The sequence below is a fragment of the Serratia sp. X3 genome, from assembly GCF_014982455.1.
GTDB lineage: Bacteria > Pseudomonadota > Gammaproteobacteria > Enterobacterales > Enterobacteriaceae > Serratia > Serratia ureilytica.
In genome coordinates, this window is sequence record NZ_JADCNB010000003.1 from 135,946 (window position 1) to 149,324 (window position 13,379).

12 protein-coding genes are annotated in these 13,379 nt (G+C 58.6%); 11 read left to right on the plus strand and 1 reads right to left on the minus strand.

What is annotated here, in order from left to right; all coding sequences use genetic code 11:
* Positions 1-29: 29 nt before the first annotated feature.
* The 6 genes from pnp (at position 30) to yedF (ending at position 6,865) form a co-directional block, all read left to right on the plus strand.
* Entirely contained in the window at positions 30-2,147 is a 2,118-nt protein-coding gene (gene pnp, locus IMX17_RS14885) for a polyribonucleotide nucleotidyltransferase (protein ID WP_193549896.1), read from the plus strand.
* 128 nt (positions 2,148-2,275) lie between these two features.
* A complete protein-coding gene (gene nlpI / locus IMX17_RS14890; protein WP_004933495.1) occupies positions 2,276-3,160 on the plus strand; it encodes a lipoprotein NlpI in 885 nt (294 codons plus the stop codon).
* Between the two features lie 122 nt (positions 3,161-3,282).
* Complete coding sequence (gene yrbN, locus IMX17_RS25465) at positions 3,283-3,357, plus strand: protein YrbN (RefSeq protein WP_223182019.1); 75 nt, start codon at positions 3,283-3,285, stop codon at positions 3,355-3,357.
* Positions 3,347-5,269, plus strand: a complete 1,923-nt coding sequence (locus IMX17_RS14900; protein ID WP_033641661.1) for a DEAD/DEAH family ATP-dependent RNA helicase — start codon at positions 3,347-3,349, stop codon at positions 5,267-5,269. Before yrbN ends, IMX17_RS14900 begins: the two co-directional genes overlap by 11 nt.
* A 145-nt stretch (positions 5,270-5,414) precedes the next feature.
* Positions 5,415-6,629, plus strand: a complete 1,215-nt coding sequence (yedE, locus tag IMX17_RS14905; RefSeq protein WP_046897983.1) for a selenium metabolism membrane protein YedE/FdhT — start codon at positions 5,415-5,417, stop codon at positions 6,627-6,629.
* Positions 6,626-6,865, plus strand: coding sequence for a sulfurtransferase-like selenium metabolism protein YedF (yedF, locus tag IMX17_RS14910; protein WP_033641662.1), 240 nt, complete (start codon positions 6,626-6,628; stop codon positions 6,863-6,865). Before yedE ends, yedF begins: the two co-directional genes overlap by 4 nt.
* A 37-nt stretch (positions 6,866-6,902) precedes the next feature.
* Here the strand turns inward: yedF and IMX17_RS14915 are convergent, their stop codons facing one another.
* Positions 6,903-7,916 carry a luciferase-like monooxygenase gene (locus IMX17_RS14915; protein WP_182265167.1) on the minus strand — a complete coding sequence of 338 codons (1,014 nt, stop codon included), beginning with the start codon at positions 7,914-7,916 and terminating at the stop codon, positions 6,903-6,905.
* Between the two features lie 231 nt (positions 7,917-8,147).
* On the opposite strand from IMX17_RS14915, the gene IMX17_RS14920 reads away from it, so the two are divergent.
* The 5 genes from IMX17_RS14920 (at position 8,148) to IMX17_RS14940 (ending at position 13,303) form a co-directional block, all read left to right on the plus strand.
* Positions 8,148-9,119 carry an HlyD family secretion protein gene (locus IMX17_RS14920; protein WP_033638900.1) on the plus strand — a complete coding sequence of 324 codons (972 nt, stop codon included), beginning with the start codon at positions 8,148-8,150 and terminating at the stop codon, positions 9,117-9,119.
* Complete coding sequence (locus tag IMX17_RS14925; protein ID WP_193549897.1) at positions 9,101-10,255, plus strand: ABC transporter permease; 1,155 nt, start codon at positions 9,101-9,103, stop codon at positions 10,253-10,255. The genes IMX17_RS14920 and IMX17_RS14925 overlap by 19 nt, the downstream gene beginning before the upstream one ends.
* Complete coding sequence (locus IMX17_RS14930) at positions 10,252-11,391, plus strand: ABC transporter permease (protein WP_097102906.1); 1,140 nt, start codon at positions 10,252-10,254, stop codon at positions 11,389-11,391. Before IMX17_RS14925 ends, IMX17_RS14930 begins: the two co-directional genes overlap by 4 nt.
* 567 nt (positions 11,392-11,958) lie before the next feature.
* Positions 11,959-12,747, plus strand: a complete 789-nt coding sequence (locus IMX17_RS14935; RefSeq protein ID WP_182265168.1) for an alpha/beta hydrolase — start codon at positions 11,959-11,961, stop codon at positions 12,745-12,747.
* A gap of 13 nt (positions 12,748-12,760) precedes the next feature.
* Positions 12,761-13,303, plus strand: a complete 543-nt coding sequence (locus IMX17_RS14940) for a chorismate mutase (RefSeq protein WP_193549898.1) — start codon at positions 12,761-12,763, stop codon at positions 13,301-13,303.
* Positions 13,304-13,379: the final 76 nt, after the last annotated feature.

Below are 13,379 nucleotides of genomic sequence, written 5' to 3' on the forward strand. Positions count from 1 at the left end.
ATTGCGCGCCGTTAATCAAGGATATAATTTTGCTGACACCGATCATTCGCAAATTCCAGTATGGCCAGCATACCGTCACCATCGAAACCGGTATGATGGCTCGTCAGGCCACCGCCGCCGTTATGGTGAGCATGGATGACACCGCCGTATTCGTTACCGTCGTTGGCCAGAAAAAAGCCAAGCCGGGCCAGAGCTTCTTCCCGCTGACCGTTAACTACCAAGAGCGTACCTACGCCGCCGGCCGTATCCCGGGCAGCTTCTTCCGTCGCGAAGGCCGTCCGAGCGAAGGCGAGACCCTGACTTCCCGTCTGATCGACCGCCCGATCCGTCCACTGTTCCCGGACAGCTTCCTGAACGAAGTTCAGGTGATCGCGACCGTGGTTTCCGTTAACCCGCAGGTGAACCCGGACATCGTTGCGATGATCGGTGCCTCTGCCGCCCTGAGCCTGTCCGGTATTCCGTTCAACGGCCCAATCGGCGCAGCGCGCGTAGGTTACATCAACGATCAGTACGTACTGAACCCGACGACCGACGAGCTGAAAGAAAGCCGTCTGGATCTGGTGGTTGCCGGTACTGCCGGCGCGGTGCTGATGGTGGAATCCGAAGCTGACGTGCTGAGCGAAGATCAGATGCTGGGCGCCGTGGTGTTCGGCCACGACCAGCAGCAAGTGGTTATCGAAAACATCAACGCGCTGGTTGCCGAAGCCGGCAAGCCGAAGTGGGATTGGCAGGCGCCTGCGGTCAACGAAGCGCTGCACGCGCGCGTGGCTGAACTGGCCGAAGCTCGCCTGGGCGACGCTTACCACATTACCGAAAAACAAGAGCGTTACGCTCAGGTTGACGCGATCAAAGACAGCGTGGTTGAAACCCTGCTGGCGCAGGACGAAACGCTGGACGCCGGCGAAATCCAGGACATCCTGGGCACCGTCGAGAAGAACGTGGTGCGCAGCCGCGTACTGCGTGGCGAGCCGCGTATCGACGGCCGTGAAAAAGACATGATCCGTGGCCTGGACGTGCGCACCGGCGTACTGCCGCGCACCCACGGTTCCGCGCTGTTCACCCGTGGCGAAACTCAGGCGCTGGTTACCGCGACCCTGGGCACCGCGCGGGACGCACAGAACCTGGACGAGCTGATGGGCGAGAAGACCGACAGCTTCCTGTTCCACTACAACTTCCCTCCGTACTCCGTAGGCGAAACCGGCATGGTCGGTTCTCCTAAGCGTCGTGAAATCGGTCACGGTCGCCTGGCGAAACGCGGCGTATTGGCTATGATGCCTAAACCGGAAGATTTCCCGTACACGGTTCGCGTGGTGTCTGAAATCACCGAATCCAACGGTTCTTCTTCCATGGCTTCCGTGTGCGGCGCGTCTCTGGCGCTGATGGACGCCGGTGTGCCAATCAAGGCTGCCGTTGCGGGTATCGCGATGGGCCTGGTGAAAGAAACCGACAACTATGTGGTTCTGTCCGACATTCTGGGTGACGAAGATCACCTGGGCGACATGGACTTCAAAGTGGCCGGTAGCCGCGACGGTATCACCGCGCTGCAGATGGACATCAAAATCGAAGGCATCACCCGCGAAATCATGCAGGTGGCTCTGAACCAGGCCAAGGGCGCGCGTCTGCACATCCTGGGCGTAATGGAGCAGGCTATCAGCACCCCGCGCGGCGATATCTCCGAATTCGCACCGCGTATTCATACTATCCGCATCAACCCGGATAAAATCAAAGACGTGATCGGTAAGGGCGGTTCCGTTATCCGCGCGCTGACCGAAGAGACTGGCACTACCATCGAAATTGAAGATGATGGTACAGTTAAAATCGCTGCGACCGACGGTGAGAAAGCGAAATTCGCTATCCGTCGCATCGAAGAGATCACGGCAGAGATCGAAGTGGGCCGTATCTACCAGGGTAAAGTGACCCGTATCGTTGATTTCGGCGCATTCGTCGCTATCGGCGGTGGTAAAGAAGGCCTGGTGCACATTTCTCAGATCGCCGACAAGCGCGTTGAGAAAGTGACCGACTATCTGCAGATGGGTCAGGAAGTGCCGGTTAAGGTACTGGAAGTTGACCGTCAGGGCCGCGTGCGTCTGAGCATCAAAGAAGCGATGGCGCCGGAAGCAGGTTCACCTGCGCCTGAAGCAGAATAACTGTATAGATAGTTTTACAGCTCCCCGCCACGGGGTTGGGAGCTGTTCGTATCGCGCGGGTAGGATGCCCGCGTTTTAGCAAACGGAGGACAGGACGTTCATCCAATGTTTGTCTTCGGGAGTGGGAAATGAAGCCTTTCTTGCGCTGGTGTTACGTTGCGACAGCACTCATGCTGGCAGGATGCAGCAACCATGATTGGCGTAAAGACGAAGTTTTGGCAATCCCGTTGCAGCCAACGTTGCAGCAGGAAGTGATCCTGGCGCGCATGGAACAAATTCTTGCCAGCCGGGCACTGACGGATGACGAACGCGCACAGCTTTTATATGAGCGCGGTGTGCTGTATGATAGCCTCGGGTTACGTGCGTTAGCGCGCAATGATTTCTCGCAGGCGCTGGCGATACGTCCCGACATGCCGGAAGTTTTCAACTACCTGGGCATTTACTTAACGCAGGCAGGCAATTTTGATGCTGCCTATGAAGCGTTTGATTCTGTACTAGAGCTTGATCCAACTTACAATTACGCGCGTTTAAACCGGGGCATCGCACTGTATTATGGCGGCCGCTTCCCGTTGGCGCAGGATGATCTGCAGGCGTTTTATCAAGACGACCCAAACGATCCCTTCCGTTCGTTATGGCTGTATCTGGTGGAGCGAGAAATCGATCCCAAGAAGGCCGAGGTAGCGCTTCAGCAGCGCTATGACAAAGCGGACAGAGGGCAATGGGGATGGAATATTGTCGAATTCTACCTGGGCAAGATCAGCGAAAAAACGCTGATGGAACGCCTCAAGGCAGATGCAACGGATAACACTTCGCTCGCTGAGCATCTCAGTGAAACTGACTTCTATTTGGGTAAACACTACCTGAGTCTGGGGGACAAGGACACCGCTTCGGCGCTGTTCAAACTGACGGTGTCTAACAACGTTCACAACTTCGTTGAGCACCGCTATGCATTGTTGGAATTGGCGCTTTTGGGCCAAGAGCAAGACGACCTATCGGAATCGGACCAGCAATAGCTGACGAACACCTATCAGCCTGATGGACATTGGTTTTTAACCAAAGTTATCGCCTTCACGGGCGAGGGCTTTTTTGTTCGTTTTATAATCTAATTTGAGCCGGTTCACACTTTTCAATGAAAATGACTGAAAATTTTCTCGACGAGTTATGTAGACTGGCTGCCATTATTAATGAGGCACGTGTACATGACGACTGAGTTTGAAACCTCTTTTGCCGATCTGGGGCTGTCTGCTCCAATCATTTCCGCCCTGAACGATCTGGGCTATGAAAAACCATCTCCGATCCAGGCTGAGTGTATTCCTCACCTGTTGAACGGCCGCGACGTGCTGGGCATGGCGCAGACCGGTAGTGGTAAAACCGCAGCGTTCTCGCTGCCGCTGCTGCACAACCTGCAGGCAGACCTGAAAGCACCTCAGATCCTGGTGCTGGCGCCGACCCGCGAACTGGCGGTTCAGGTTGCCGAAGCGATGACCGATTTCTCCAAACATATGAACGGCGTTAACGTGGTAGCCCTGTACGGCGGCCAGCGTTACGACGTGCAGCTGCGCGCTCTGCGCCAGGGCCCGCAAATCGTTGTGGGTACCCCAGGTCGTCTGCTGGATCACCTGAAGCGCGGCACCCTGAACCTCTCCAACCTGAGCGGTCTGGTGCTGGATGAAGCCGACGAAATGCTGCGCATGGGCTTTATCGAAGACGTAGAAACCATCATGGCTGAGATCCCGGCTGAACATCAGACCGCGCTGTTCTCCGCCACCATGCCGGAAGCGATCCGTCGCATCACCCGCCGCTTCATGAAAGAGCCGCAGGAAGTGCGCATCCAGTCCAGCGTGACTACCCGTCCGGACATCAGCCAGAGCTACTGGTCGGTCTACGGCATGCGTAAAAACGAAGCGCTGGTGCGTTTCCTGGAAGCCGAAGACTTTGACGCGGCGATCATCTTCGTTCGTACCAAGAACGCGACCCTGGAAGTGGCCGAAGCGCTGGAGCGCAGCGGTTACAGCAGCGCCGCGCTGAACGGCGACATGAACCAGGCGCTGCGTGAGCAGACCCTGGAGCGCTTGAAAGACGGTCGTCTGGATATCCTGATCGCCACCGACGTTGCGGCCCGTGGCCTGGACGTTGAGCGCATCAGCCTGGTTGTCAACTACGACATTCCGATGGACTCCGAGTCTTACGTTCACCGTATCGGCCGTACCGGTCGTGCGGGCCGCGCCGGCCGCGCGCTGCTGTTCGTGGAAAACCGCGAACGCCGCCTGCTGCGCAACATCGAACGCACCATGAAGCTGACTATCCCGGAAGTGGAGCTGCCGAACGCAGAACTGCTGGGCGAGCGTCGTCTGGCCAAGTTCGCCGCGAAAGTTCAGCAGCAGCTGGAAAGCAGCGATCTGGATCTGTACCGCGCACTGCTGACCAAACTGCAGCCGGAAGAAGAGCTGGATATGGAAACCCTGGCCGCAGCGCTGCTGAAAATGGCTCAGGGCGAGCGTCCGCTGATCCTGCCGCCGGATCCGGTCTTCAAGCCGCGTCAGCGTCGTGAGTTCAACGACCGTGACGATCGCCGCGGCGACCGTCGTGACAGCCGCGACAGCCGTGACGGCGATCGTCCGCGTCGCGAACGTCGTGACGTTGGCGAAATGCAGCTGTACCGCATCGAAGTGGGCCGTGACGATGGCGTTGAAGTTCGTCACATCGTTGGCGCCATCGCTAACGAAGGCGACATCAGCAGCCGTTACATCGGTAACATCAAGCTGTTCGCTTCCCACTCCACCATCGAGCTGCCAAAAGGCATGCCGGGCGAGATCCTGAATCACTTCACTCGCACTCGCATCCTGAACAAGCCGATGAACATGCAGCTGCTGGGCGATGCACAGCCGTTCGAACGTCGCGAGCGTCGTGACGGTGGCAACGGTGGCGAGCGTCGCGGCAACGGTCGTCCGTTCAACGGCGAACGTCGCGAAGGCGGCCCACGTCGTTCCTTCGGCGAACGTCGTGAAGGCGGTAACGGCGGCGAGCGTCGTGGCGGTAACTACAACCGTGACGGCAAGCCGGCGCCACGCCGTGATGACGGCGCTCCGGCGGCACCACGTCGTCGTTTCGGCGACGCGTAATCGCTGATTCACCGTTCGCGGTGAGCGCTCTGAAAAACCAGCCTGCGGGCTGGTTTTTTTATGCCTGAAAATTGCCGTCAAACGCCCCTGAATGGCGTATCATTCATAAGGTTTTTTCTTACGGATGATATGCACGGGAGATGCCATGAGTTGGCAGCAGTTCAAATCTCAATACCTGGTGCGCTTTTGGGCGCCGCTGCCGGCGGTGATCGCCGCCGGGATCCTCTCTACCTACTACTTCGGCATGACCGGCACCTTCTGGGCGGTGACCGGCGAATTCACGCGCTGGGGCGGGCATGTGCTGCAGTGGTTCGGTCTGCACCCTGAGCAGTGGGGCTATTTCAAGGTGATCGGTTTGCATGGCACGCCGCTGGAGCGCATCGACGGGCGCATGATCATCGGCATGTTCGCCGGCTGCATCGCCGCCGCGTTGTGGGCCAACAACATCAAGCTGCGTCAACCGCAGCACCGCATTCGCATCGTGCAGGCGCTGCTGGGCGGCATCATCGCCGGTTTCGGCGCGCGCCTGGCGATGGGTTGTAACCTGGCGGCATTCTTCACCGGCATTCCTCAGTTCTCGTTGCACGCCTGGTTTTTCGCGCTGGCGACCGCCGCCGGCTCTTACTTCGGCGCCAAATTCACGCTGCTGCCGATGTTCCGCATCCCGGTCAAATTGCAAAAGGTGAAGGCCGCCGCGCCGCTGACGCAGAAGCCTGAGCAGGCGCGCCGCCGCTTCCGGCTGGGCATGGCCGTCTTCGGCCTGGCGGTGGCCTGGTCGCTGTGGACACTGTTCGATGCGCCGAAGCTCGGCATCGCCATGCTGTTCGGCATCGGTTTCGGTTTGCTGATCGAACGCGCGCAGATCTGCTTCACCTCGGCGTTCCGCGATCTGTGGATCACCGGCCGCACCCATATGGCGAAAGCCATCATCATCGGCATGGCGGTGAGCGCCATCGGCATCTTCAGCTACGTGCAGCTCGGCGTGGCGCCGAAGATCATGTGGGCCGGCCCGAATGCGGTGCTGGGCGGTTTGCTGTTCGGCTTCGGCATCGTGCTGGCCGGCGGCTGCGAGACCGGCTGGATGTACCGCGCCGTGGAAGGGCAGGTGCACTACTGGTGGGTGGGGCTGGGCAACATCATCGGCGCCACGCTGCTGGCCTATTACTGGGACGACCTGGCGCCGGCGTTGGCGACCGACTACGACAAGATCAACCTGCTCGATACCTTCGGCCCGATCGGCGGCCTGCTGGTGACTTACCTGCTGCTGGCACTGGCCTTCGCCGCCATGCTGTGGTGGGAGAAACGCTTTTTCCGCGCCCGGCCTGAGGCGCAGGTGGTGAATTTGAGGAGCATGCCATGAAAGCGACGACGATAGTGCCGGACTACCGGCTGGACATGCTGGGCGAGCCTTGCCCGTACCCGGCGGTGGCGACGCTGGAGGCGATGCCGCAGCTGAAGCCGGGGGAAATCCTGGAGGTGATCAGCGATTGCCCGCAGTCGATCAACAACATCCCGCTCGATGCGCGCAACCACGGCTACAAGGTGCTGGATATCCAGCAGGACGGGCCGACCATCCGCTATCTGATCCAGCGTTAACGCCAAGGCGGTGGGATTCCCACCGCCTTTTCGCTTTTTAGCCCTTCACGATGTCGCCCTTCACGCTGGCGACGATCTCGAACGAACGCAGCCGCGCCTGATGATCGAAAATCTGGCCGTTGACCATGATCTCGTCGGCATCGGTTTCACGCAGCAGCGTTTGCAGCCCGTGGCGCACCGTTTTTTCATCGCCGACGATCGACATCCGCAGCGCCTGCTCGACGCCGTATTGTTCACCGGCGGTCCACAACGCGTGAATGTTATCCACCGGCGGCGGCAGCGGGCCGGGCGAACCGCGGCGCAGATTGATGAACTGCTGCTGCATCGAGCTGAACAGGAAGCGCGCATCGCGGTCGCTGTCGGCGGCGATCACGTTGACGCACACCATGGCGTGCGGCTGCGCCAGCTGTTTGGACGGTTTGAAGTTCTCGCGGTACAGCTGCAGCGCCTGGAACAGCATATCCGGGGCGAAGTGCGAAGCGAAGGCGAACGGCAGGCCGAGCTGCGCCGCCAGCTGTGCGCTGTAGACGCTGGAACCGAGCAGCCAGAGCGGCACATGCAGCCCCTGGCCCGGCACCGCCTGCACCGGCTGGCCGGGCTGCGCATCGCAGAAGTAGTTTTGCAGTTCCTGCACGTCGCGCGGGAAGGTATCCACGTCGCCGGACAGGTGGCGGCGCAGCGCCATCATGGTGCGCTGATCGGTGCCGGGCGCGCGGCCCAATCCCAAATCGATGCGGCCGGGGTAGAGCGACTCCAGCGTGCCGAACTGCTCGGCGATCACCAGCGGCGCATGGTTCGGCAGCATCACGCCGCCGGAGCCGAGGCGAATGCTCTGGGTGCCGGCGGCCAGATAGCCCAGCAGCACCGAGGTGGCGGCGCTGCCGATGCCGGTCATGTTGTGGTGTTCGGCCAGCCAGTAGCGCTGGTAGCCCCAGCGTTCGGCGTGCTGCGCCAAATCCAGCGAACAGTGGAAAGCATCGCGCGCCTTGGCCCCTTGCGGGATTGGCGATAAATCCAGTACCGAAAGCGGTACGGCAGTGTGTTCAGTCATGACATCGTCCATCAGAGAGTGGATCGCTTAAAGGGCGATTGCAGGATTCTGCATACTAAAAGGCCGAAAAAAGATGCTTTTTAGTGTTAAAAGCATAATCCAATTTATAGTTATAAAAGAGGAGATATGTGCTTGTGATATCCTCATGAGTGCAATGGTGTTTTTTGGAGCAATTTGAGACATGGAAATGATTATCCCCGCCCGCCGCTTACCGTTCCGGGAGCTGACATAATGAAAAAAAAGACGCTGTTTACCCTGTTGCTGATGTTGGCGGCGATCGCATTGGCGATCCTGTTCCGCGCGCACAATCAGGATCTGTTGCTGCAGGGTGAAGTGGATGCCCCCGAAGTGATCGTTGCATCCAAGGCGAAAGGCCGGGTCGTTGAACGCCTGATTGAACGCGGCGACGACGTGAAAAGCGGCCAACTGATCATTCAACTTGATAGCCCCGAGCTGATGGCGCAGCTGCGTTCCGCACAGGCGACGCGCGACGAGGCCAAGGCGCAGCTTGAGCTGTCGCTGCACGGCACCCGTGAAGAGAGCATCCGCAACCTGCGCGCCAACCTGGCGCAGGCCGAGGCGCAGTACCGCAATGCGCAAAACGACTACAACCGTAACCTGAGCGTGGCCGGCAAGGGCTATATCTCGAAGTCCGAACTGGACGCTTCGCGCCGGTCGCGCGACACCGCCTTCCAACAGGTGCAGGCCGCCAAGGCCAATCTGGATGAAGGCATCAACGGCGATCGGGTCGAGCAGCGGCAGCAATATGCGGCGGCGCTGCGGGCGGCGGAAGAGAACCTGCTGCAGATCCAGGCGCAGAGTGACGATCTGCAGGTAAAAGCGCCGGTAGACGGCGAAGTGGGGCCGATCCCGGCCGAAGTGGGCGAATTGCTGAACGCCGGCAGCCCGCTGGTGACGTTGATCCGGGTGCCGGACGCCTACTTCGTGTTTAACCTGCGTGAAGACATCCTGGCCCACGTGCGCAAAGGCGACAAGGTCAAGCTGCGGGTGCCGGCGCTGAAGGACAAAATGATCGACACCGAGGTGCGCTACATCGCGCCGCTGGGGGATTACGCCACCAAACGCGCCACCCGCGCCACCGGCGACTTCGACCTGAAAACCTTCGAAGTGCGCCTGTATCCGTCACAGCCGGTGGACGGCCTGCGTCCGGGGATGAGCACCTTATGGCAATGGAAAGAGTAAGGGCCGGCTGGCGCTGCTTCAGTCACGCGTTCGACAAAGAATGTCGCGTCGCCTTTCGCAGCCCGGTGGTGCACTGGCTGAGCTGGATCTTTCCGCTGATCCTGTTTGCGCTGATCAGCAGCAACTTCTCCGAAGGCACGCTGCTCGATCTGCCGGTCTCGGTGGTGGACAGCGATCACAGCCCGCTGTCCAAATCGCTGACGCGGCGGCTGGACGCCGGTTCGCACGCCCACGTCGAGGCTTACGGCGGCGGGTTGCCGGAGTCGCTGAGCCGCCTGCGCAGCGCGCAGGATTACGCGTTGCTGTATATCCCGCCGGATCTTGAGGCCAACGCGCTGTCGGGCAAACAGCCGAGCGTGGTGATGTACTACAATGCGTTGTTCTACGGCGCCGGGCTGTACTCCACCCAGGACTTTGGCGGCCTGATGAACGAAATCAACGCCAGCACCCGCAGCATCATCGCCACCGAGATGGGCAAGACGCTGCCGCCGTTGGCGGACGTGACGCTCTCCTACGGCAGCCTGTTCAACGCCAGCGGCAGCTATATCTATTACCAGCAGTTCGCCGCCACCATCCATCTGCTGCAGCTGTTCGCGGTGACCTGCATGATCTACGTGCTGGCGCGCAGCAAGTCGCTGCTGCAGGCCAAGCCGTTCAGCCTGGCGCTGCTCGGCAAGCTGGCGCCGTACACGCTGTGTTTCACCACCCTGCTGATGGTCGAGATCGCGGCGCTGGTGGGCATCTTTGACGCCCGCGTCAGCGGCAATCCCCTGTTTATGCTGATGATCGGCCTGTTCTACGTGATGGCGGCGCAGAGCATCGGCCTGCTGCTGTACACCTTTACCGGCAGCACCATCACCGCGTACAGCCTGATCGGTATTTTGGTCAGTATCGCGATGACCTTCTCCGGCATGGCGGTGCCTGAGCTGTCGATGCCGCTGCCGGCGCGCATCATTTCCAACATCGAACCGCTGACCCACGCGCTGTACGCGATGTTTGACGTGTTCCTGCGCCAGGTGCACGCCAGCGCCATCTTCAGCGTGTGCGCGCTGCTGGCGATCTATCCGCTGGTGGCCGCGCTACTGGTGCGCAATCGCCTGCCGGCGCGGCTGGCAAAAGAGGGGAACGCCGGATGAAGCTCTATTGGCAAACCTTCGTTAAAGTGCTGCTCGGCATGCTGGAGCGGCCGGTGTGGCTGATGCTGATCCTGTCGCTGTGCATCATGAGCCTGGTGTATGCCAACCGCACGGTCTGGGATCTGCCGGTGGGGGTGGTCGATCAGGATCACAGCACCGCCAGCCGGCAGCTGATCCGCCAGCTGGACGCCACGTCCAAGATAGCGATTGAAACCTACGACAGCCTGGAACAGGCGCAGCGCGATCTCAGCTGGCGCAAGCTGTTTGCGGTGATCATCATGCCGGTGGATCTGGAGAAGAAGATCCTCAGCGGGCAGAACATCGTGGTGCCGGTCTACGGCGACGCCACCAACCGCCTGGCCAACGGCCAGATCCAACAAGACGTGGTGGCGGCCTATCAGCAACTGCTGACGGAGTACAACAACGGGCTGCTGCTGCGCAGCGGCTTCAGCGAACGGCAGGCGCAGATACTGCTGACGCCGATACTGGGACAAACGCTGGACGTGTTCAACCCCGGCATCAGCTTTGCGGCGATCATCTTCCCCGGCCTGCTGGTGATGCTGTTGCAGCACTCGCTGCTGATCGCCTGTATCCGCGTCAATATCGCCATGAAGAGCATGCCCGGCGGCAAAGCGCCGCTGGCGGCGCACCTCGGAGGGCTGACGGCGCTGCTGCCGATCTGGCTGTTCCTGTCGATCGTGCTGTTCGTGTTGTGGCCGTGGGTATTGGGTTATCGGCAGACGGCGAACATTGCCGAGCTGCTGCTGCTGACCTTCCCGTTCCTGCTGGCGGTATTGGGGCTGGGCAAGCTGGTGACCGAGTGCCTGCGCAGCGTCGAGATGATCTACCTGACGCTGGCGTTCATCACTACGCCGGTCTTCTACCTGTCCGGCACCATCTGGCCGCTGCAGTCGATGCCGGCCTGGGTGCGCGCCATCTCGTACAGCATCCCCTCCACCTGGGGCACCAAGGCGATCGCCGGCGTCAACCAGATGGGGCTGTCGCTGAATGAAGTGTGGGGCGACGTGGTGATGATGTTGATACTCGGCGTGGTCTACACCCTGCTGGGCTTCGGCGTGGCCTTCTTGCGCAACAGCGTGGCGCTGCGCGGGATGTTCAGGAAGCGGCGGGTGTAAGGGGAGGCATTGATGCCTTTCCCGGTGACGTCAAAAGATAATTAATCCAATGGGTTATTGCGTTATCCCTGCGGCCGGCGGGGATAACGCAAAGCGACCACAACCCGGCAATCTGGTTTCGGCCGCGCATAAACTCTACTCGCTAACGGCACGCAGCAACCCCTTCTTGATATTCGGTCTGGCCCGCCACAATCACGCACACCTTCAATCACGCCTGTTTGTGTTGCAGTGTTATGTGCTCTTTTTGATAAGGCTATTCCTAATTCTTTCAAACTTATCATCCCTAAAAAATAACCATTCGACTATTTAGCCAAAAGTGATATTTGCCGGGATAGAACATTGCTTATCCAATTTTAATTGTTATATTTCTATTTCGCCCAAAATGATTAAGTTTTCTTAATTGTTGATGTGTGTGACGAACTCCTCGGGCGTTACGATCTTAGCGTGTGGAAATCATTAATTGCAGGATAATTAAATGGATTGCTCGCTCATGGTCATGAGATTGGTCTGTAAACGGGATGTTTCAGATAGGTACCGTTATGTAGTAAATATGAAGGAGCATGATGTATGACGGGTAAATTAAGCGTTCAAACGGTTCTGTTTGAATATCATGGACAAAAATATAAGGTCTTCCTGGCATGCGATAAACGGCATGTTGGGTGCAACGAATTAAATCCGTTGTATTTTTTAGATGCCAACAGACACTTTGAGACCCTCATTAAGGCGGGTTGTCACGGTGATGATGTATCCCCTGTGCTTTATATTGGCATCGGTTATCAGGAGGGGATAGATATTAAGGCGGCTCGCACATTTGACTATACGGTGAGCGATGGCAGCGAGCGCTTTAAAGACGGGGGCGGAGCGGAGCAATTTTATCGATTTATTCAGGATGTCGTCAAACCGTGGGTCGAATGTCGTTTTAAGGTCAATAAGCAAATGCAAACGCTGGCGGGACATTCGTTTGGCGGACATTTCACCCTGTATGTGGCATTTAATCATCATACGGCTTTTCAGCGTTATGTTGCCGCCAGCCCTTCGCTCTGGTGGGCGAATGGCGCGGTGCTGCCCGAAGGCGACGTCAGGCTCGCCAACGGTATTGATTGGTTGTCGCTGCTATTAGGCAGCCGCGAGGAGCGGGCGGAGCCAGACAGTACCGATCTTGAGAAAGAGATCTTCCAGCGCATAGAGGATAACCCAAGGTTGAATGTCAGGAATCTGGCGTCGCAGTTAGTGAAAGACGGCGAGCGCTGCAGCTTCGAGTTTCTTCCCGGGCGCAAACATCCGGCGGTGGCAAAAGATTATGCACGCATAGCGAATTTCGTTGCGAGCCAAAAACCACTGCCAACCGGGCTGTGACAGGAGAGATTAAATGGATTTTAAAGTGACGAGAGGGTTGCTGCTTTTGGCTGGATTATTTTTATCTATCACGGCGGTGGCAAAGCCTATTCAAACCGAGGAGACCGCCTCATTGATTAACCAGCGATTGTCTTACATGAAAGACGTTGCCGGGTATAAGGCAAACAACCATCTGGCCATTGAGGACTTGCCTCAGGAGGCCAACGTATTGGCCAACTCAGTCCGCGAGGCGGAAGCATTGGGATTGGATGGCAAGTCGGTGGCTCCTTTTATACAGGCGCAAATGGATGCGGCCAAAGCGATTCAGTATCGCTACCGGGCAGACTGGCTGGCGGCACCGGAAAACGGCTGGCAGCCTGAATCGCTGGACAGTGTGAGGGCGAAAATCAGCCGGTTGAATACCCAGATTTTGACCAGCGTCAGCAATAAATTGAAGAAAGGCGAGCGCTTTAACGACAGGTTTGTTCTTATGAAATCCCTGGAACAAACCCAGCTGAAAGTTGGCGATAAAGAACGCCTGTGGCAGTCATTACAGCGAATTGCGTTGAAAGGGTAATCGCCTGCCGTTGTTCTGGCTGAATGCGCCCGATGTGTGGTTTCGGGCGCATTCTCCTCGCGGGAGGCCAGCTGAA